This window comes from Vannielia sp. ABF1_015 (assembly GCF_056160745.1).
The window spans coordinates 591,651-611,542 of record NZ_JBSWXT010000001.1; the positions used below are offsets into that span (position 1 = coordinate 591,651).

At 61.1% G+C, this 19,892-nt stretch carries 25 protein-coding genes; 3 read left to right on the forward strand and 22 right to left on the reverse strand.

Annotated features, from left to right (window positions below; genetic code table 11):
* Nucleotides 1-65 precede the first annotated feature (65 nt).
* From ACXAG6_RS02985 to ACXAG6_RS03010, 6 genes are read right to left on the reverse strand one after another with little or no spacing between them, the layout of a single operon-like run.
* Entirely contained in the window at nt 66-290 is a 225-nt protein-coding gene (locus tag ACXAG6_RS02985) for a hypothetical protein (protein ID WP_475334868.1), read from the reverse strand.
* Nucleotides 287-478, reverse strand: coding sequence for a hypothetical protein (locus ACXAG6_RS02990; protein WP_475334871.1), 192 nt, complete (start codon nt 476-478; stop codon nt 287-289). Before ACXAG6_RS02990 ends, ACXAG6_RS02985 begins: the two co-directional genes overlap by 4 nt.
* The gene (locus tag ACXAG6_RS02995; RefSeq protein WP_475334873.1) at nt 475-672 is read right to left on the reverse strand and encodes a hypothetical protein; all 198 of its coding nucleotides are present in this window, start codon (nt 670-672) and stop codon (nt 475-477) included. Before ACXAG6_RS02995 ends, ACXAG6_RS02990 begins: the two co-directional genes overlap by 4 nt.
* Nucleotides 669-911, reverse strand: coding sequence for a hypothetical protein (locus ACXAG6_RS03000; RefSeq protein WP_475334875.1), 243 nt, complete (start codon nt 909-911; stop codon nt 669-671). Before ACXAG6_RS03000 ends, ACXAG6_RS02995 begins: the two co-directional genes overlap by 4 nt.
* On the reverse strand, nt 908-1,168 hold the full coding sequence (locus ACXAG6_RS03005; protein ID WP_475334878.1) for a hypothetical protein: 261 nt from the start codon (nt 1,166-1,168) through the stop codon (nt 908-910). Before ACXAG6_RS03005 ends, ACXAG6_RS03000 begins: the two co-directional genes overlap by 4 nt.
* Nucleotides 1,169-1,180: 12 nt before the next feature.
* Entirely contained in the window at nt 1,181-1,333 is a 153-nt protein-coding gene (locus ACXAG6_RS03010) for an Arc family DNA-binding protein (protein WP_475334879.1), read from the reverse strand.
* 89 nt (nt 1,334-1,422) lie between these two features.
* On the opposite strand from ACXAG6_RS03010, the gene ACXAG6_RS03015 reads away from it, so the two are divergent.
* From ACXAG6_RS03015 to ACXAG6_RS03025, 3 genes are all read left to right on the forward strand, one after another.
* A complete protein-coding gene (locus tag ACXAG6_RS03015) occupies nt 1,423-1,725 on the forward strand; it encodes an Arc family DNA-binding protein (protein WP_475334881.1) in 303 nt (100 codons plus the stop codon).
* A 160-nt stretch (nt 1,726-1,885) separates the two neighbouring features.
* Nucleotides 1,886-3,010 (forward strand): hypothetical protein, encoded by a 1,125-nt coding sequence (locus ACXAG6_RS03020; RefSeq protein ID WP_475334884.1) that lies wholly within the window; start codon nt 1,886-1,888, stop codon nt 3,008-3,010.
* Nucleotides 3,011-3,303: 293 nt separating this feature from the next.
* On the forward strand, nt 3,304-3,579 hold the full coding sequence (locus ACXAG6_RS03025; protein WP_475334885.1) for a hypothetical protein: 276 nt from the start codon (nt 3,304-3,306) through the stop codon (nt 3,577-3,579).
* A gap of 168 nt (nt 3,580-3,747) precedes the next feature.
* Here the strand turns inward: ACXAG6_RS03025 and ACXAG6_RS03030 are convergent, their stop codons facing one another.
* The 16 genes from ACXAG6_RS03030 to ACXAG6_RS03105 form a co-directional block, all read right to left on the reverse strand.
* Nucleotides 3,748-4,638 carry an Abi family protein gene (locus ACXAG6_RS03030; protein ID WP_475334887.1) on the reverse strand — a complete coding sequence of 297 codons (891 nt, stop codon included), beginning with the start codon at nt 4,636-4,638 and terminating at the stop codon, nt 3,748-3,750.
* 291 nt (nt 4,639-4,929) lie between these two features.
* Nucleotides 4,930-5,442 (reverse strand): hypothetical protein, encoded by a 513-nt coding sequence (locus tag ACXAG6_RS03035; RefSeq protein WP_475334890.1) that lies wholly within the window; start codon nt 5,440-5,442, stop codon nt 4,930-4,932.
* Between the two features lie 3 nt (nt 5,443-5,445).
* Nucleotides 5,446-6,078 carry a hypothetical protein gene (locus tag ACXAG6_RS03040; RefSeq protein ID WP_475334892.1) on the reverse strand — a complete coding sequence of 211 codons (633 nt, stop codon included), beginning with the start codon at nt 6,076-6,078 and terminating at the stop codon, nt 5,446-5,448.
* Complete coding sequence (locus tag ACXAG6_RS03045; RefSeq protein WP_475334894.1) at nt 6,075-6,635, reverse strand: DNA-packaging protein; 561 nt, start codon at nt 6,633-6,635, stop codon at nt 6,075-6,077. Before ACXAG6_RS03045 ends, ACXAG6_RS03040 begins: the two co-directional genes overlap by 4 nt.
* 357 nt (nt 6,636-6,992) lie before the next feature.
* Nucleotides 6,993-7,337 (reverse strand): hypothetical protein, encoded by a 345-nt coding sequence (locus ACXAG6_RS03050; RefSeq protein WP_475334896.1) that lies wholly within the window; start codon nt 7,335-7,337, stop codon nt 6,993-6,995.
* Between the two features lie 103 nt (nt 7,338-7,440).
* Nucleotides 7,441-8,493, reverse strand: a complete 1,053-nt coding sequence (locus tag ACXAG6_RS03055; protein WP_475334898.1) for a DUF3987 domain-containing protein — start codon at nt 8,491-8,493, stop codon at nt 7,441-7,443.
* A complete protein-coding gene (locus tag ACXAG6_RS03060; RefSeq protein ID WP_475334901.1) occupies nt 8,490-9,368 on the reverse strand; it encodes a DUF7146 domain-containing protein in 879 nt (292 codons plus the stop codon). Before ACXAG6_RS03060 ends, ACXAG6_RS03055 begins: the two co-directional genes overlap by 4 nt.
* Entirely contained in the window at nt 9,365-9,574 is a 210-nt protein-coding gene (locus ACXAG6_RS03065) for a hypothetical protein (RefSeq protein ID WP_475334903.1), read from the reverse strand. Before ACXAG6_RS03065 ends, ACXAG6_RS03060 begins: the two co-directional genes overlap by 4 nt.
* Nucleotides 9,571-9,783: a hypothetical protein gene (locus tag ACXAG6_RS03070; protein ID WP_475334904.1), complete on the reverse strand. Its 213-nt coding sequence runs from the start codon at nt 9,781-9,783 to the stop codon at nt 9,571-9,573. Before ACXAG6_RS03070 ends, ACXAG6_RS03065 begins: the two co-directional genes overlap by 4 nt.
* A gap of 200 nt (nt 9,784-9,983) precedes the next feature.
* Nucleotides 9,984-10,160, reverse strand: a complete 177-nt coding sequence (locus tag ACXAG6_RS03075) for a helix-turn-helix transcriptional regulator (RefSeq protein WP_446310051.1) — start codon at nt 10,158-10,160, stop codon at nt 9,984-9,986.
* A gap of 102 nt (nt 10,161-10,262) precedes the next feature.
* Nucleotides 10,263-10,892 carry a hypothetical protein gene (locus ACXAG6_RS03080; protein WP_475334906.1) on the reverse strand — a complete coding sequence of 210 codons (630 nt, stop codon included), beginning with the start codon at nt 10,890-10,892 and terminating at the stop codon, nt 10,263-10,265.
* A 182-nt stretch (nt 10,893-11,074) separates the two neighbouring features.
* Entirely contained in the window at nt 11,075-12,265 is a 1,191-nt protein-coding gene (locus ACXAG6_RS03085; RefSeq protein WP_475334908.1) for a tyrosine-type recombinase/integrase, read from the reverse strand.
* Nucleotides 12,266-12,475: 210 nt separating this feature from the next.
* Nucleotides 12,476-13,360, reverse strand: coding sequence for a transglutaminase family protein (locus ACXAG6_RS03090; protein ID WP_475334911.1), 885 nt, complete (start codon nt 13,358-13,360; stop codon nt 12,476-12,478).
* A gap of 4 nt (nt 13,361-13,364) precedes the next feature.
* Nucleotides 13,365-15,761 (reverse strand): circularly permuted type 2 ATP-grasp protein, encoded by a 2,397-nt coding sequence (locus ACXAG6_RS03095; RefSeq protein ID WP_475334913.1) that lies wholly within the window; start codon nt 15,759-15,761, stop codon nt 13,365-13,367.
* A complete protein-coding gene (locus ACXAG6_RS03100; RefSeq protein WP_475334915.1) occupies nt 15,758-19,117 on the reverse strand; it encodes a transglutaminase family protein in 3,360 nt (1,119 codons plus the stop codon). Before ACXAG6_RS03100 ends, ACXAG6_RS03095 begins: the two co-directional genes overlap by 4 nt.
* Before the next feature lie 136 nt (nt 19,118-19,253).
* Nucleotides 19,254-19,823, reverse strand: a complete 570-nt coding sequence (locus ACXAG6_RS03105; RefSeq protein WP_475334917.1) for a hypothetical protein — start codon at nt 19,821-19,823, stop codon at nt 19,254-19,256.
* Nucleotides 19,824-19,892 lie beyond the last annotated feature (69 nt).

Consider the following 19,892-nt stretch of genomic DNA (forward strand, 5'->3'; position numbering starts at 1 on the left):
AAAGGGTTTCTGAAATGGATGGGTGAGGCGACGACCCGATGAATGCTGGGCCGTCGCCTTGGGGCTCAATGGACCTCCGGAGGCTTGTTAGGGGGGCTGTGAGGCGGTTGTGCTTCCGCGAGCGTTATCAGTTCATCCACCTTGGCCAGAGCCACTAAGAGAGTGCCAACAATGCCCCTCGCGGTCAGCGGGGTGCCTGACGTCTCGTTCTCCAGCGCGTGAACGCTGGCATTGATCAGGCAGGCGACCTCATGGCCGATGACGCAGGCCTTGTTGTCCAAGGCGCTCATGTTGCGGCCTCCTCCAAGTTCTCAAAGTGTGGGACCAACTCGCTGAGCAGGTTCTCGGCAAGTTCAAGCGACGAGGTTTCGAAACGACCAAGGGGAAACATCATTTCGACGTTGCAGCCTGTATCCTTCGCAAGGATGTGATCCTGCAGGATCGCGATGGCGGCGCAGAGTTTGGTATGTGGGCTCATGCCGCCACCTCCACTCGGTTCACGCAGTCGAGGCCAGCGTTCAGTTCGCCAGCAAGTTCCTCGCAGCGATAGAGGATGGTCTTGGCGGTATCCTCCTGCTCATCGCTGAGGCAGGCCAGTGCGCCGGTCACCATGTTTTGCAGGTTCATAGCCTTGACCTGCAGCATGTCGTAGTAGTCGCTCTCGGGGTTCATGAAGTGGCCTCCTTTTCGTTCAGCGCATCAAAGAGAGCGCTGTACTTCACGTTGAGTTCGGCGACCTTATCGCGGAGGCTTTCGATTACTCCGCAGGCCGCATTTCGCTGTTCGTTGTCGCTTTTGTCAGGAATGCTCAGCCCGGCAAGCTCGAACCCTACGAAGCCCAGGGCGTCCGACAGGTTCATCAACTGGCCAATCGTGTAATCGACCTCCTCCAAGTGCTGCTTTGTAATCATGCCCGGCTCTCTTGCGCCGCACGGAACGCTCCGAGGATCAGGCTTCGAGGCGCACCCAACCAGAGCCAATCGAGCGATAGGCCGGTGCGGTCGGCGAACTGTAGAAGCTCGGTCGAGAAGGTCAGGCCATCGCCCTGGTCTTCCGTGACACTTGCGGGCGGCGTGGCGCCGGTCCAGGCGGCGAACTGTGCCAGGCGCTCTTTGACGCCATTGGGCAAGCGGGTATCTGTCGCGCTGGCGCGTTGTTCAGTGTTCATCTTGGTGTTCTCTCAGTTGGTTTGTGTGTTGGCCCGCTCCATGCGGTCACGCAGTGCGCGGATCACTTCGGAGTTCTGACTTGAGCCGTTCTTCTTCGCTTCGGCTTCAATCCACGCCTTCAGGTCTGCGGGTAGTCGTAGCTGCATCGGCTTTCTATCACTCATGGCATCTCCATGCTGGCAACGTGCCATACAGCAAATATGGCAACTAGCCACCATTGCGTCAAGAGCCGATATAGTGGCAACTCGCCAGCATGTCAAAAGCACCTTCTCAGACACAAGACAAGTTCATCATACGGCTGCCCGAAGGCATGCGGGATCGGATCAAGATCGCAGCAGAGGCGAATGGTCGCTCGATGAACTCTGAGATTGTGGCAACGCTTGAGCACGCATATCCGGAGCCAAGGGACACAATGCACTTAGTCATAGAAGATATTCGCCGCACCCTTGACGACTACGAAGCAGAAACCGACCCGGAACAGCGCCTTCGGCTTCAGACGGTTGTTGAGGGTCTGGCCTCTGGAACTTTAACCACAGTGAGGGATCAAGAGGAGTAGGCCGCCTATTTGCTTCCCACTAGTGAGACTTTGGGAGCGGTTGAAATAACTCAGGGACTCAAACGCGCTTAGCCTTGGAAGAGCAAGCCGCGAGCCGTTGCCAATGCGTCTTCTAACCCGATAGCCTGCATACAACACGCGAAGCGGGGGAGGCCCAAATGTGGCGAAACATGCCGCTCGCACCAAGAAACGCGATATCGAGATCGATCAGTTAATTGGCATGTGGACAGTGAACATCAGGTTTGATTTACGAGAACCAATCCCTCGCGAAGAGAATGGTAGTTTCGTGCTCCTCCACTTCACTGGAGGTGTTATCGCGAGAAACTTGATCAAGGGTTGGACCCTTGAGCCAGTGCCCTACGATGGCAAACCACATATTGTTGGGTTCGTGCCCCACGCTCTCCTACCTCGCCTCTTCTCAAGCACTGATTTGCGTCCGATCTTCTATGAGCAGTCTTCGGTTACTGACGGTGTTCGGCGCAGTTTTATAAAGCCATGGGTCAACAGTGTGAACGCTGATCCAAGACATGCTCGTGATCTATGGAGCGCTATTGCGAAAAACTACTTGGATACTGAAGACGGCATAAAGGAAAAGGCAAATCACATCGCTCTAAGCCTCACTAACATAAACACCCACGTAGCGCGCATTTGTCGCTCATTCAGCCAGCAACTCTTTTCAGCCCTGCTATCAGGTGATGACGCCGGTGACCGTAAGTTCTCAAACCTGACGGATCATGAAATCTCCGCAAGCCTTCACGACTTCTACGCAGCAATTGGTACCGCGAGAGACCATCTGGGCGCGCTGATTGCGTTGAGGCTTGGTAAGCCACCGAGAATCAATGATTTTGCTCGACTGCTCGCCGTGCTCAAGAGACCAGGCGAATTCGATGATGCGATGCTGACGACGCTAACCGACGGCGGCCACATTGTTCAGTCTGGGACAGCTTGTAGCGCCGGTGATGCGTTGCAAGGCGTGGGGCAAGTCCGGAAGCGGCTGATCCACCACGCGCCATACGGTTCGAGAGAAAACGAGAACTGGGGTCAAACAGCGACATCCCTTGTTACGGGCGCTCTCAAGATCAACTCCTACAAGCGGACCATAGTGGACGACAACGGCGTGGCCAACGACCTCCTTACACAAGTGCGGCACGACTACCTGTATATAATGAACTTGTTCAGTCAACTTGCTGAGTCATCCGGATACTCGATGGACATTCAAACCATTACAGAAGCTGGCATAAAGGAGCTAAAGATTACCCCACGGCGACCAAGCGAAGAAGGCTAGCATCACCCGACGGGCGAGCAATCCGAACCACAGATAACATTTCGCGTGCGCCTCGGTATTCTACATGCATGCCACGCACCCTTGCTCTTCAAAGGTGTGAAACATGTGAATCTGCCGAGTAAGAAGCCCGGCAACGAAATTCAGCAAGCCGTTCGGGACCGAATAACACGGGCGCGGAACATCAAAAGCGGCAGGTTTAAACTCCGGTAGCTACTTCCGAAATCCTACTGAGCCTTTGAAAAGCTCGCTTCGCTGGCGCAGGCTTGAAACATGGCTAGTAAGGGGATTCGGTAATGGCGCTGTTTGTTGTGAGCTACGACCTTCGGAAGCGAAAAGACTATCCGAAACTTTGGGAAGAGCTTGACAGGCTCGGCGGGCACAAGCCGCTGCTGTCTGTATATCTTCTCAACTTGGACTTGACCATGGAACAAGCGGGAGAGCTTCGTGACCACTTGGCTCAGTTCATAGATGATGACGACCGGCTGCTTGTTGTGCCGTTTTCCCACAAACCGGCGCACCAGAAGGCAAACAAAGGTACCAACGACTGGATCAAGTCGAACCTGCACTAACCCGCGCCTCAAAACCGCGTCCGTAGTAGACTGAGAAGCCTTGGCTGTTTTCCCTTCCGGCACACCTCCCAAATCATCGCGAGACATTTTGTATTTCTGCGACGAATCCAGCCAAGTGACCGACCCTTGTTCCGCAGTATGGAGCAAACTTACCAAATGTGGTGATCGTTACACCCACAGTGGTTCGGTTGTCCAATCAGTGGGGAAGCCTGCCGCGGCAATGTTGTATCGAGGGGACGCCGGAAAGGTGGCAACGTGCGCCTTCAGTCTCTCGTGCCATAGCGTTCTCGGGTTCGCAAACTTCAGCATGTACCGAGCGATGCAAGCTATCGCGTATAGCCTGGTTGTGCCGCCGGGGGCACGTGAAACGTGAGCGAGGTCAGGAGGGGGCTTGCCTGCTGAACCTTGAAGCGACGGCTGATTAATTAGGCGCTTGTTCCAGAGGCGAGAATGGTGGGCGCAGACGTTTCGCGTAAATGAGAGGGAGCGAGCCCACGAAGAAAGCTGGCGTTGGTCGATCCCTCCGTAGTTCCCGCCTATCGACATGCTGTCGGCGTATCTTAGCCCGCTTATCAAGTGCGACAGCGGTCCAAAGTCTAACAGCTCAACTGCGACCCAGACCGGCATGTCATCGCTCGGGTACTTTCTCCTGAAGTGTTCGGCAAATTGATCCTTCGAGTCAGCAAATCGTTTATCTAGCTTTTGGAGCCATTCTCGGTGCTTCGTGGGGCCGGTCTTGTGTCTAGACCTCGCGAACTTTGGCCCGAGATATCTGAGATCGCGATGAGCTTTCGGATTGTGCGCGCCCAAGGTCAGCGACACGTCCGTCCTGAGCGAAACTTCGAGGCGTTCCAATGCATCCAGCATTAAGAGCCGAAGCCGCCCGTCGAAGGTGTAGAGGTCAGTCGCTTCTTTGAAGCGAGTTCCTGGCTCGAAGTCGTCTAGAGCTCCACCTGTGATCGGGTCGCGCTTGCGCATGGGGTGCCAGTAGGCGCTGAGACGATAGTAGCCAATCCTTTGAAGATATTCAGACGCCTTGGGAATGTCGTCGATCGTCATTCCGCGCGACTGAAGCAAGGTGATTTGCTGGGGTACTGTAAGGTAAGGTTTTGTGTACATTAAAGAAAAGGCCAACCCTTGATGCGATTAACAACAGTGGGGCTGGCCGTATTGCAGCCTATATGCCCACTGCTGTCAGGGTTTTCAACATAAAGTTGGCCGTCAACCCCCTACGCCATCTCTCCAAGTTTAGTGACCGTGCTCCTACCTCGTCTATGCACATCATGAAAAGCGTTGCGCGATACATGACTTCGCATCTCGTGTCGGAAGGTGTCCGCCTCCTCACCCCCACTACTTCCTCCCGGCATACTTCTTGTTCAGGCTTGGGCCGAAGTCGTCCATCAGCGAGCTGTAACCGCTAGCGAACCGTGAACCTGCCTGCAGGTAAGATGCAGTCTGCTTTTGCTGGCCCTCGAAGCGCCGAGCATCTGCCTGAGCCTCGAAGCCACGGGCAGCCTCTTCGCCTTCCCACAGCGCAACCATAGCCCTATAAGTGCCTTCCTCCTCGATAGCAGCGTCTAGGCCGTAGTCCAAACCGCCGCCTGATGCTGCACCCACGGCGCGGGCGCGGGATTGTACCAACCTTTTCTGTCGGTGCTCCTCCTGTGCCTTGTGGGAGGCCGTACCGCGCTCTGCGGTCGCCTTTTGGTCCAATTGCTTGGCTTCGAACTTGGCAGCCGAGTTGGCCGCGCTTCCTGCCGCGATGGTGCCAGCAGTGGACAGGATGGTGCCGCCTGCCATGAGTGCGGCACTCATTCCTCCTGCTTTTATGGCCGCGACTGCGGGCATGATGAGTTGCGCCATGGATCAGGCCTCCTCTTCGACTTCGCCAAGAATGACGGCCACTTGTCGCTCAATCTCGGCTGCAACCGGCTTCTCGCCCAGCAGCCAGCTCGTGCCTTCAGTGAGGAAGCCGGAACGCAGGATCATGTCGCCGAAGTGGTTCTTACCAAGGGCAGGCTGAAGCACCGCCGCCGTACAAGCCGCCAAACGAGTCTCCTGGGCGCGAGGTTGCAGTTCGTGGGTGACACCTGCTCCAGCGGCGCTAAGCGCCCCTGTGAGGCCTCTCCGCGCCTCCTCGGCCCTTGCGTAGGCCTTGGCGGCGCTCCGCATGGCCGCTTCCATGTCAGAGATGGCGTTTTCGCGTGCCTGGGCCAGTTCGCGGACCCGCTTGGAATGTGCCTGTCGCCGCTCTTCATCGGACACAGCCGCTGCCGCCTCGGCCTCTGCCGCAGTCCGGGCCTGCTCCCGGCGCTGGAACTCAGTCAGTGCAGCCTTGGTGGCTTCCAGGTCGCTCTCCGCTTCGCGCAGGGCAGCAGTGTCGAACTTGGTGCCGTTCAGGATTGCTTCGACCTGCTCGCCCTTCATTTCGGCTACACGAGCCTCCTGCTCGGTCACCCGCTGTTTGAGGTCTGCTTCGGTGATCTGTTTCTTGGTCATTGATGCGCTCCTTTCTGAGCGTTGCCTGTATGGTCGTTGAGTTGCTCGCCGGTCTCCTGCTTCGCCCTGAGGCCCTTCTCCAGGATGAACGCAAGCCGCCGGGCGATTTCGAAGTCGCCGAGGGTGTTTGTCTGGATGGGGCCTCCATTCGGCCCGGTGTGTTCCTGCTTGTCGGCGAGGCCAAGGTCTCGGGCGATGATGTTGGGGTTGAGGAGCCCGGCAGCCGCGCCGGTAAACTTCTGCTCCCGGATGACCGTCTCGACCCGTGCAGCGACTTCCGAAAAATCTTCACGCTGCCGGTAGTCCGCCCAAGTGCTGAACCCGATCCCGAGGTGCAGGCACAGACCGTGAATGGTCATCGCCCGCATCTTCGGCAGGTCTTCCAGCTTCGACTTCCCCTGATGGGAAACCAGCTTGGCCTCCATGAGCGGGTTGGCGTCCACCCACTCGAAGTAATCGACGGCAGCGGCCCAGAGGTCTTCCGGGGTCTCGAAGATTGGTGGGCGACCGTGCTTGCTGCGGAGCGTCCAATAAGAGTTGTTCTCAGGCGCAGCCATGGGCTTGCCCTCCTTTCGTTTGATTGTCTGTTTCAGCGTCTTCCCAGCCTCCTGTGAGCGCGTTCCATCTCGCCCCTTGAGGCCCCCACCGCTCCCAATTCGAGAGCGCCTTCCATTCGGCGAGAGAGACGACCTTGCCCTGCCAGCAGCGAGGGCGGTTTCCGACGCTTTGAAGCGGCGCTTGTGCGTCCCCTGGCTCCGGCCGATTTTTTTCCGAGTTCTCCACCCGACACCCCGACAAAAGGGGACAGAAGCCCTCATCCGGACCTTGCGAGGGGCTTTTGTCGGGTTCTGTCGGGGTGTCGGGTAAGGAAGCGGGAAATTCTGCGGCCTTCCGGACGAGCTGCAACCAACGGCTCATTTTGCCCCCCATAGCTTCGGGTTCAGGACGTAAATGGTGCGGGGCCGACCAGCGGTTTCCTCGCGCTCTTGGCGCACCCAGTCTGCCTCCTCAAGCACCTTCAGAGCGGCGGTGATGGCCTTCGATGTCTGGAGGCCAGCAAGCTCACGCCGCTGGATTTCCCGAACGGTCACCTGCCGGGGTTCATCACGCAGGAGCAGATCACCCAGGCGGCGTGCCTGCTTGATCTCTTCGGGAACCTCGGTCGCACCGTAAGCCCTGAAGGCATGGAGCCGCAGATGCTCGCCGACCAGGTGGCAGGCGCGCCCGATGTGATCCACCTCGATGCGGTCCGGCAGCATGGCCCCGGCATCAGCAGCCCAATCGAGATGGGCGAGGACACAAGAGACGCGAACAGCGAGGCCCGGCAGCTTGCCGACGTGCCCTTTGAAAATCCCGCGCGCTTCACCCTCCCATTCCCTGCAGCGCCCCCCGGAACTCCTGCAGAGCGTCGGCAGCGTCGGGAGAGAAGGGCAGGAAGAACGGACGTATGCCGCCCGTCTCGTCGGTGACGCCCTTGAGGTCGCGCAACCGGGTAAGTGCCCGCTTCATGGTCTCCTCATCCAAGGCGGCGCGAGGACGCGAGAGGGGTACAGGTTCGGGGTAGATGGTCAGGAAGCGTGCCAGCAGACCGTCATCATCGGATTTCACCAGCAGGCTCGCCAGCTTGTCCGGTTGCGTGCCTCCCAGTACCGAGATGCTGAGACGATCCACGATGATGGGCTCAGGGCTGCTCTTCCGATCTACCGTGAAGGAGCGACCCCCGAAGGCTTCGAGCCAGAAGGGTCGATCACCCCCGTTGCTGTAGCGATCCATGCTCCCGAGCCAGCCGGAGAGTTCATCGCGATACTGAAGCAACCCGCGCCAAGTTGAGGCGACAAGCTCGGCCACCTTCTCGGTTGTCGCGTCACTGATCGCGATACGCTCCCGAATAGGAGGTGCGCCCGCATCTGCCGTGCCGGGCTTCTCTGGAGCTTCCTCGCCCTCACCGATGGCCCGCTTCGCGTCGGCCTTCCATTGAGCAAGGGTCAGACCAGCGAGTTCAGCCTTGCCCTCCCAGTCCGTCCGAGCGGCCCTGTACTCTTCACTGAGTTCGCGCTCGATGGCCTTCACCGGATCAAGCAGGGCATCCAGTGCGGGTGACTTACCCGAAGAAGGGTCGCCCACGAGCATGACCCAGAGAACTGGAGGCTCTTTCCAGCCTTCCCAGGGTGAGGCCCAACGAGAGTTCCCCAGAACCGCGCTGGCGGTCGAAAGAAGCGCACCGGCAACGTAATCGGTCGGTGCGCCCTTCACGTCCGCAGCATCCCTGATCCACTTGGTCCAAGGCCCGTAGACAAGATCGAAGTCCGCAGGGTCCATGACCGGAGCTTGCGGGCGTTCAGGCTTGGAGAGAGACAGGTCCGGTTCGGGCCAGGTCGCTGACGGGTTGAAGGGGATGGCGGCAGGCATGTTCATGCGGCAGCCTCCTTCGCGGTCAGGACGTCGTTCCAATCGCGACCCTCCGGCGCGGGCAGAAGGCTGACCTTCCAGCCATGGCGGTCAGCCCGCTCGGCCAGTTTGTCGCCGCTCGCCTTGCCTGCCTTATCGCCATCCGTCGCGATGATCAGTGCGCCCGGCGTCGGCGGCAGACGGAGCGCGGCCATGTTCCCGGCAGAGAGCGCGGCCCAGATGGTCGGTGCGCCCTTCAGCAAGCCACTGGCGAGGCTCAGGCCGGTCTCGATGCCCTCGGCCACCACCAGTGGCCCAGAGCCTGCCGTGAGCCTCACAGCGCCGCCCTTGACCGTGCCCAGCATTGCCCTGTTCGGGGCTACCTCGGCTTTGGCTCGACAATCCGCCCTCAGGTAAGTCCGGTGAACTCCGAAGCCCTCCGATCCCTCCACAAGCGCGACCATCGCCGGAAGCCGCTTGGCGCTCTGGTGCCAGCATTCAGGTGCAAACCGCAGGGTTTCCGGCAGGCCGCAGGTGATGCCACGAGAGCGGAGGTAAGTTTCGGCGATGGTCCCTTGAATGGGTTGGGCGTCATCCCACGACGCCTGGGCCTGACGGGACCGGCGCTGCACATCTGCTCGCTCTTCTGCCTCACGACGAGCGATCTCGGCAGGATCAAGCTGACTGTGGCCGACGTCACCCAAGCCGATGCTGTCCAGGGCAGCTACGATGTCGGTGAAAGTGCAACCCGCATGGCAGCGGAGCAAAAGCTTCCCGTCCGCTGCGTTGGTAAGAGACAGGCTGGGCCTTGTATCGTGATGCGCCGGGCATTTTGCGATCCCGTAGGTGCGGAGCCACTTGCCGCTGAGCGCCGCTGTGATCTGGCGTGCGTCACTGGTCATTGAGCACCCTCCCGAAGAGCGACAACTTCCGCGCTGTAGAAGGAGAGGTCAGAGGCTTCGACCATGCCCTCGGCAAAGTCGATTGCCCTCTGTCGGGTTGCGAAGCACTTGGCAATGTAGCCAGCATCCCGATGACGGTCCCAAACGCAAACCGCAAAGGGCTCGTTTCGGTCGAAGCCTACCATGATTTCAATTTCCCCGTTCATGCGGCCACCCGGTCGTGGAGGTCTGCCGAGGGCTGGCCATGCTGGGGGAAGGCGGCTTCGAAGGTGTCAGCCGCAGTCTTGGGCGGGAGGGACTTCAGCGCCGCGAAGGCGAGTGCCGCCCGCTCTGCTTCAGTCAGCCAGGCAATTGCGACGGTCACGAAACCGGACCATCCGGCGCTGGTGCCGAGGGTCAGCGTGTAGCCCAACATCTGGGCAGTGCGGTTGTGCCCCTCCCTCGCATAGAGAGGCGCAGTAAAGCCACGCCGGCGCGGGCTAGCCTGCTGATATTCATGATTTTTGGTGTTCACTGCTCGGTCCTTTTCGTTGAAGGATCGGGCTGCGTGCGCTATGCTTCCGATGTCAGCCGAAAGAATTGCCCCGCCGCCCATATGGGTTGGTGGGGGTTTCTTCAGGCGGCAGCAGCCAAGCCTTCCATCAGGTCGTCGATGTCGGCCTCTTTCCAGTAGAGCCGAGCGCCGAACTTCATAGGCTTCGGAAGGCGTCCCTGGTCAATGTCGCGATAGATGCTGGTGCGGCCCCGGCCACCCAGCTTCTCCTGAAGGTCACGGAAGGTGAGGTATTTCATGGCTTTGCCCTTTCATCCTGGTTTGCTGCCAAGCGGGGCAAAGTGGTGCCCCGATGAATACCATGACGATAGGCGGGCGGTCTGTGACGGTGGCGGGGTGTGTCACATGTTTCTGTGGTGGCGGTACCAAGTCCGGCGGTTTGCTTCAGCGGATGCGCCTAGACCTGCCTTTGCCGCGAGACGTGCGGCTTGGGTTATCCCCACTCCGGCGTCGATCTTCTCGGCCATGAAGGCGAGAATTCTCAGAAGGTCTGAGCGTTGGTTCTCAGCGCTGCTTTCTCCGCCTCGGCGAGCAGCTTCTAAGGTCCCTTTTCCACGCAGGAAGTGCCCTTCACTACGCTCCCTTTGGTGGATCAAAGCTGTAAGATAGCCGTACAGAAAGTCGTCTTGCCGGACGTGCGCTGCGTGAAGCGACATTGCCGCCAACCAGATGTCACTGAGGGGTTCTTCAAAGACCTGAACCCATGTGGCGACGACCAGGACCTCTACGATGAAGTCGCAGGGGTCAAATGGCGGGAATACATCAGTCGGGGCTGACTCTGCTCGCTCATGTATGGCGTCAACTTCCCGCTCAAGCGCGGCCCAATCTTCGGAGTTAAGATGCTCTTTCAGTTCAAGCTTGAGCTTCGCAGTCGGCCTGTAGCCGCCCATAAAGAAGCCCGCTTCGCCCAACAACTGGAAACCAAGCTCCTCAGGTTGCAGCTCAAAGAAACGCTCATAGGCAAGCTCCATGCGCCCATCGGTCGGGAGAGCATTAATTTTCTTCAGTCGCTGGGACACATCAGGCCCGTGCGACGTCTGCGTGAAATGCAGTATGCCTGCGGAGTAGGAGGACGTTCGTAGTGTCTCCCCGGGGCGCTGCGACCAGGGCTTCACTCTGGTGACGAGTTTCGGTGGCTCCTTCGGTCGCTTCGTCAACTGGACACCATCGCCAGAACGTCTCCAGTCCTGCCCAGGCACACCTGCCCCCAACGCCCCATCAGAACGCGCCGCTGCTCAAGGAAGTCCGTTCGCCGGTACGCCCGCTCGACGGCAGAACCGGCGACATGCCCCAGAACCGTCTCGGCAACCTCGTGCGGCGCGTCAGTGGCCTCGGCCAGCCAGGTCCGCAGGCTGGACCGGAAGCCGTGGGGGCGTTCCTCCATCCCCTTTCGCTCCATGAAGCGCGCCATCGTCGCATCAGAGATGACGCCCTTGCGGACGCTGGGGAACAGGTAGCCATCCCGCTCGTGGGGTTTTGCCATCTCGATCACGGCCAGCGCCTCCGTCGAGAGCGGTACCCGAAAGTCTGCCGTCTGACCCACGCGGCCCTTCATCTCCTCACCGGGAATGGTCCAAACGCCGCCCTCGATGTCCTCCAGCCGCATGAAGCGCAGCGGCTTGGACCGCACGCCAGTCAGGATGAGAAGCCTCAGGGCGAGCTGGGTGACTGTCGGCTCTGTGAGAGACTGGTAGAACGCAGGCACCACCTGCCACGGCAAGGAAGGGATGTTGGTGGCCTTGTGTCGGCTCTTCCCGAGTAGCGCCTTGGCCTTGTCTATCGCTTGCAGGTCCACATCCAACCCAAGCGCGGCTGCATGACGGAACACAATGCTCAGCCGGTTCATCGCCTTGCGGGCCGTGTCGGCCTTCTCGTGCCAGATCGGCGCTAGGGTGTTCTTGATGTCCTGCTGATCGATCTCTTCGACCGGTACCTTGCCCAGCTTCGGCAGCACGTGAAGCTCAAGAGGCGAGAACCAGCGCCCTGCCTTGCCGTCGCCCTTCAGTTCTGCCTTCCGGGCTTCGAAGGCATCCTCAGCTACCGTTCGCAGGGTGTTGTCCATACGCTCGGCTTCACGACCGAGTCTCTGCCGCTCCTTGATCGGGTCTTTCCCCGACCGGGCCACGGCACGCCAGCGCTCGGCTGCTTCCCTGGCTTCCTTCAGTGACACGGCAGAAAGGTTGCCCAGGCCCATCTCCCTGCGCCGACCGTGTACTGTCATGCGCAGGAACCACTGAGCCCCGCCATCTTCGCGTTTGTGCAGCCAGAGGCCACCGCCGTCGCCGTACTTGCCCGGCCCCGCGGATTTCACCTGAGCGCTGGTCAGCTTGTTCAATGCCCTCATGATCCTATCCACCCCTCAGTCCACCCCTACATGTAGCATACCATGGGGCATCTTGGGAAACAGTGGAACAGAAAAGTTCAAGCTATGTTGGCTTTCCGGCATCTACTGGAACAGGGTGAAACAACATGGTGTAGGTGTTCAATGCCCTTCAGCGGCACCAGTTTTCTCCGAAAGTTCCGGAACCGGCCCCCGGCCGCGTAACGCCCTTCGTCAGGCCGCTGGCAGCGGGATGACGTCGACGCTGTGGCTGGTGTCTTGATTACCCACCGTGCGGATCACGCCCTTTACTGGTGCCACATCGCCGTAGTCGCGCCCGACGGCGACGGTGATATGATCCATCCCGGTGGAAATGTTGTTTGTCGGGTCGAACTCGATCCAGCCGACTTCGGTGCCGCACCATGCCCGCACCCATGCGTGCATCGCATCGGCCCCCTCCAGCCGCTCCTCACCCTCGGGCGGGATCGTGCGCAGGAAGCCAGAAACATATCCGGCGGGAATGCCGAGCGATCTCAAGCAGGCGATCATGATATGTGAGAAATCCTGACACACGCCGTGGCGTGCCTTGAAGGCATCCGCCGCCGGTGTATCCACCTCGGTGGCGTCTGGATCAAAGGTCATCTCTTTGTGCAGAGCCCGGCCAATTGCGCGCACCGCTTCAAGCGTTGGCATGTTTGTCGACACCACCCCCTTGGCGAAGCTGCTCATCGCCGCGTCGGGCGAAACCCTTGGGCTTGGGCCGATGAAGTGGTGAGGCGCGGTGCCGTCTATGTGCCTTGCCTCGGCAATCTCGCGCGGGAGGGCGGCCAGTGGTGGCGATATCTCCAGCCCCGGAGGCTGCAAGAGACGTTCGGCGCGGGCGGTCAGAGACAGTGATATCCGGTCTATCGGCTCGTGGAATCCGATGAAGGTCATCAGGTTGCCGTAGAAGTCGAATAGATCACGCCGCTCTTGCGGCATTGGGTCTACGGTCAGCAGGCTGGCGGAGATGCGCTGCCGATCAGGGATCTCGGCGGGCAGAAGATGGAGCAGGTTGCGGGCATGGTCAGAGGTGCCCGCATATTCGTACTCGATCAGGAGTTTCACATCATAGCGCAAGCGATCACCTCAGATAGAGCGTTGAGACGAGGTTGGAGAGGTTCGCCAGATCGTCGCGAAGCGTCAGGAAGGACTCGGGGGTCAGCGCACCGGAATCGGCGGTTCGCAACCGCGTTTCGATTGGCATCACGGCGCGGGTCAGCGCCGTGGGACGACCGGGCGCGGCCCGGCCCGGCAACATTTTTGACAGCTCGTGCATTTCGGTGAGCTGAAAAACGATGGCGCGGGGGTTGTTTGGGTCGAGGGCGAGCAGATCAATCGCCGTGTTGCGGCTGGCGTCAATCGGGTAGCGCTGGCGATGGGTCATCACGGCGTCGCCAAGTTCAAGCGCAATGTCGAGGCTGCCCTGCGGCTGCTCCTCATCGCAGAAGGCCGCGAGGATTGACGCGAGCGCATCAGAGCGTTCCAGCGCCCGCCCGAAGGCCAGAAAGCTCCAGCCGATGGAGCGATACATGTTTTCCTGCACAAGGCCGGAGAACCCGGTGATCTTGCGGAGCAGGACGCCCATTTCATGGGCTGCCCCATCGCCGGGATAGGTCATGCCGATGATCGCATCGAGGCTCCGCGCCAGATCGGAAAGCGCGTTCCAGCCGTCGATAGAGAACCTGTCTCGCACCTTTCCGGCGCAAGAACGGGCGGAGGACAGAAGGCCTGTGAGGGCATCGGGCACGGCATCGTTTGTGTCGATACCGAACGCCTTCATATATTTGGCCAGGGCGACGAGGCGCGGATCTTTGCGGTCTCCGGTTTCGGCCAAGCGCAGGTGATAGGCCCTGAGAAGCCGAACCGCCCCCTCGAAGCGCTCAACGTAGCGACCGAGCCAAAACAGGTTTTCAGCGGCACGCGCCGGCAAGGCTCCCTTGCGGGGTGACAGGGCCGATGAGCGGCCCAGCATCGACTCGGCGGCGACTGCGGTGTCGCCCATGATCCAGACATCGGCCACCGTGCCGCCGCGTTGCATGGCCAATGCGGACAGGTCGTTGGATGCGCCGATCCGTGCATAGCCGCCGGGCATGAAGGTCCAGCCTGTCGGGGTTCTGGCTGCTGTTACCCGGACGGTCATCGGGCGCGGCACAAGGCGGCCATCTTCCCAGGCCGGGGTGGTTGAGAGCGTGACAAGCTCCTGCCCCACAAGATTGCTTCCTTCCGCCTCTATCCATGCGTCGATGGAGGGCTGGGCGCTCTCGCGGAAACTGCCGCCTTCTGCGGTTGTTGCCCCCATCTCGAAGGGAAGATCGGAGGCCAGCGCATGGCCGATCATTATCTCGGAGGTGTGGCTGCGAACATGGGCGCGCTCGCTCTCGGTGCCGCACCACCATGTGGCGATGTTGGGCAGCTTCAGGGGCTGGCCGGTGAGCACCTCGGAAATGCGCGGCAGGAAGGCCTGCATCGCCCGCATCTCCAGCACGCCAGCACCGAGCGCGTTAACCATGGAAAGGGTTCCGAGCCTGAGGGCCTGCACAAGCCCGGGCGTGCCAAGGTATGAATTTTCGTCCAGCTCAAGCGGGTCGGCAAACTCGCTGTCGAGGCGCCGCCAGAGGGTGCCGAGGGGTTCTAGGCCTTCGACGGTGCGCACCTTGAGCTGGCCGTCGTGGACGATCATGTCTTCACCTTCGAGCAGCATCATCCCGAGGTAACGGGCGATATAGGTATGCTCGAAGTAGGTGTCGTTTCCGGGCCCGGGGGTGAGGATCGCGGCCCTGCGCCCGGCCACCCCGGAGAGACCATCCAGCGCGGCGCGGAATGCCCGGAAGAAGCCCGCCAGCCGGTGGATGTTGGCGCGGGGGAATGGATCCTGAAAGGTTCGGGCGGTGGCCATCCGGTTTTCCAGCGCGAAGCCAGCGCCGGAGGGGGCCTGTGTGCGATCTCCCAGCACAAACCATGAGCCATCGGGATTTCGGGAAATTTCGAAGGCGATGACGTGAAGAAAATGCCCGCTCGCCGGGGTGATACCCACCATCGGGCGAAGCCATTGCGTGTTGCGCGCCACAAGCTCCGCCGGAAGATGGCCGCCCTTGACCAGATCTGCGGTCCCGTAAAGGTCTGCCATGACCTGCTCCAGCAGATCGGCCCTTTGGGCGAGGCCGTCGCAGATGGAAAACCACTCCTTTTCGTGGATGATCACGGGCACATGGCTGAAAGGCCAATCTCGCTCTGGTGCCGGGTCGTTGGAGTATTGACGAAAATAGACGCCCGCATCGCGCAGGTAATTCGAGCCACGGGCAAAGATGTCTTCTGTTTCCTGCCGCGAAAGGCTGCCGAGAGCGGACATAAAGCTTTGCCACACAGGGCGCATTTGCCCCTCCGCATCAATCAGCTCATCCGCCGTCCCCGGGCGCGGCGCGTAGCCTGCCAGAAGAGGCGGAAGCCTGTTGGTGCGGAGGGCGCTGGACTTGCTCAAGCGTCAAGCCTCGGATCTCGCCGCAGGTCGAGCGTGCAGGGAAACTCGGGGTGCGGGCGCTCGGGCGCCGGGCGATAGGCACCGGGGGCGTGGCCGTAGGGCTCGAACCGCGCAAGGCGGCGCGCCTCGGCCTCGTTGCCGTTGACGGGGAAGGTCTCGTAGTTGCGCCCGCCGGGGTGAGCCACGTGATAGGTGCAGCCACCGATGGGCCGGCCTGTCCAATCATCGTAGATGTCGAAGTGCAGCGGCGTGTTGACCGGCAGCACCGGGTGCAGCGCCTCCGGCGGCTGCCATGCCTTGTAGCGCACCGCGCCGACGTGAGTGCCACTCTCGTTGCCCGCGCTCAGCGGCACCGGGCGTTTGTTGACCATGATCCGGTAACGGCCCTGATGCTGGGTTGTGAGCTTGACCTGAAGCCGCTCGACGGAACTGTCGGTGTAGCGCACCGTGCCGCCGATGGCGCCGGTTTCACCGAGCACGTGCCACGGCTCAAGCGCCTGCCGCACTTCGAGATGCGCTCCCTCGACCTCGACCTGCCCACAGAACGGAAAGCGGAACTCGGCCTGCGCCTCGTACCAGACAGGGTCCAGCTCGTAGCCGTACTGCGCGAGGTCTTCCAGCAGCTTGAGGAAGTCGGCCCAGAGGAACTCTGGCATCATGTACCGATCATGCAGGACGGTGCCCCAGCGGACCGGTTTGCCCTCGACCGGAGCCTTCCAGCAACGGGCAATGATGGCGCGGATCAGCAATTGCTGCGCGAGGTTCATCCGCGGGTGTGGCGGCATTTCGAAGCCGCGGAACTCCACCAGCCCGAGACGGCCGGTGGGGCCATCGGGTGAATAGAGCTTGTCGATGCAGATCTCGGCGCGATGCGTATTGCCGGTGACGTCTGTCAGCATGTTGCGGAAGAGCCTGTCGACCAGCCAAGGCGGGGGCATGTCTCCCTCGCCGGGTTTGGGCACTTGCGCCAGCGCCATTTCCAGCTCGTAGAGCGTGTCATGCCGGGCCTCGTCAATGCGCGGGGCCTGCGAGGTTGGGCCGATGAACATGCCCGAGAAGAGGTAAGAGAGCGACGGGTGGCGCTGCCAGATCAGGATGAGCGACTTCAGCAGATCGGGGCGGCGGATGAAGGGGCTGTCGGTGGGCGTGGCCCCGCCGACAACCACGTGGTTGCCTCCGCCGGTGCCGATGTGGCGCCCATCGATCATGAACTTGTCGGCCCCGAGGCGGCAATTGCGCGCCTCCTCGTAGATAGCCTCGGTCGTCGCCACACAATCCTGCCAGTCGTAGGCCGGGTGGATGTTGACCTCGATCACCCCCGGATCGGGGGCGACGCGGATGACGTTGATGCGCGGGTCATGAGGCGGGGCGTAGCCCTCGATATGGATCGGCAGGCCCATGTCCTTGGCGGTCGTCTCGGCTGCGGCGAGCAGGTCGAGATAGTCTTCGGCATCCTCAACGGGCGGCATGAACACGCAGAGCCGGCCATCGCGTGGCTCAACAGAAATCGCGGTGCGCACGGCACCTCCGATGCTGCCAAGCTCCTGCTCCACAACGTCTTGCGTGGGGCCTGTGGCCTGCGGGGCCGACACGGGCTGCTTGCGCTCTTCGCTGCTCTCGGGCAGCGCATCCCCCGCCTCGTCGTGGTAATCGGGCAGCGGGCCACGCTCGACTGACGGGTCGGTAACGTAGGTGTAGGGAAACTCGGAGGGCTTGACGTAGGGCAGGGTGCCGAGGGGCAGGCGGTAGCCAACGGCACTGTCGCCCGGAACCAGAAAGACCTTGCCGCGCCGCAGCTTCCACTTCTCAGAGCGCCATTTGTGGCCACTTGCCTTGGCCTGCCAGCGCTGGATTGGCAGCACGTGGCCAGCCGCCTCCGTCAGCCCGCGCTCGAAGACCTTGGCAATGCGAGCGCGTTCCTCCGGGTCTTTCAACTTGGAGTTCTCGGGGGTGACGTTTTCGGGCAGGTTGCCTTCCTTGATGATCCACTCGGCGGGGTCTTCGTAGGCGGGGGCAACGTAATCGGCGTCGACGCCAAGGTTCTGCGCCATGCCCTCAAGGAACTTTTGCGAATCCTCGGCTGTGGCGCCAGTGTCTTGCTTTTCTTCGGCAATCAGCGCGTCATCGGACCAGATCGGCTTTTCGTCCCGGCGCCAATAGAGCGAGAAGGTCCACCTTGGCAGGGTTTCACCCGGATACCACTTGCCTTGGCCGTAGTGCAGGAAGCCGCCAGGGGCGAAACGGTCGCGCAGGCGGCGGATCAGTTGGTCGGCCAATGCGCGTTTTTCGGGGCCGACGGCGGCGGTGTTCCACTCTTCGCCCTCGAAATCGTCAATGGAAACAAATGTGGGCTCGCCGCCCATGGTAAGCCGGGCGTCGGCGGCTTTGAGATCTTCATCCACCTTCTCGCCCAATGCGTTCAGCCGGGCCCAGGACTCGTCGGAAAAGGGCTTGGTGATGCGCGGGTGCTCGGCCACGCGGTCGATCTTCATGTCGAAGGCGAAATCAACTTCGGGGGTGCCCGCGGCAGCGAAGCCCCCGGTGATCGGCGCGGCGTTGCGATAGTGCGGGGTGGCGGCGAGCGGAATGTGGCTTTCGCCCGTCAGCAGGCCGGAGGTTGGGTCGAGCCCGATCCAGCCAGCGCCGGGGATGTAGACCTCGACCCATGCGTGCAGGTCGGTGAAATCCACATCGGTGCCAGAGGGGCCGTCGAGCGCCTTCACGTCCGGCTTGAGCTGAATCAGGTAGCCCGAGACGAAACGGGCGGCGAACCCGAGGTGGCGGAGGGTCTGCACCAGCAGCCATGAGCTGTCGCGGCAGGAGCCGGACTTGATGGTGAGCGTCTCTTCGGGCGTTTGCACGCCGGGCTCCATGCGGATGGTGTAATTTACCACCTGCGAGACATGGGCGTTGAGCGCGACCAAGAAATCCACGGTGCCGTCTGTGCCGAAGTCGAGCCCACCGATAAACTGCGCCAGCTTGGGGCCTTCGGGCTCCGGGCGGCGGTAGATGGACAGGTCTTCGCGCAGGTCTTCGGGGTAGTCGAAGGGCCACTTTTCGGCGCTCTCTTCGACGAAGAAGTCGAAGGGGTTGTAGACGGTCATATCCGCCGTCAGGTCCACCTCGATCTTCAGCTCGCGGACCGGCTCGGGAAAGACAAAGCGCGACAGCCAGTTGCCGTAGGGATCCTGCTGGTGGTTCACGAAGTGGCCGCCCGGAGAGACCTTGAGGCTGTGCGACAGAACCCGGGTGCGCGAATGCGGGGCCGGGCGCAGGCGTATTATCTGGGGGTCGAGGGTAACAGGGCGGTCATACTTGTAATGCGTCAGGTGATAGATGCTTGCGAGAATGGCCATGCTGTTGGGTGCGTCCTTGGATGAGTGGAACACACGATTTATGCCGCATATGCGAAGCGATGCCTAGCAAGCATTATGTCCGGGGCGTATCCGGAGGTCGGCCGGGCGCGAACCCGGCCGGTTTTGCCGGACCGTTTCAGAGCGACTCGACGTCGAGCCCGACCGTGATTGCGCCGATCGGCTCGCCGGTTTCAGGATCTGAAATCGTCATCGAGACCTGCCCCTGATAGGTGTCTGAACTTTCATCAAATTCGACCTCGTCAATGAACATGGCACCGGCGCCTGCGGCATAGGTTTTGGCGTGTTTGTCCTCATCGCCTTGCCACATGTCGGAGGTAACGGTGGAAGCGGCGACGTTGAGGCCGTGCGTATCCATGATGAAAACTTCAGAGATCAGCCCGCCCGAGGCGGAGACCTGCTTGCGCAAAAAATCGGCAGCGGCATTCCGCAGCACCGGGTCGATGGTGGGGCCAGCGCCGCCGTCCGCTTCAGAGCGCCAAGCTGTATCCATGGCGTCAATATCGGCCTGGGTCAGCGCGGCGCGCTCGGCATTGGCAGCCTTGATCGCGGCCACAATCACCTCGTCAGAGGCCCAGTTGGCAATGCTGGCGGAGAAATAATCTGTCATCGCGGCGTGGTAATCCTGCGCGGTTGCGGGCAGAGCGAAGGCGGTGAAGGCGGCGAGGGCGAGGGCTTTGCGAAACATGGGGACTCCGGTTTGTAGGGCAGGGCATAGCGGCAGAGGAAAGTGCCGCCTTGGGTGGGTAGGCTAAGG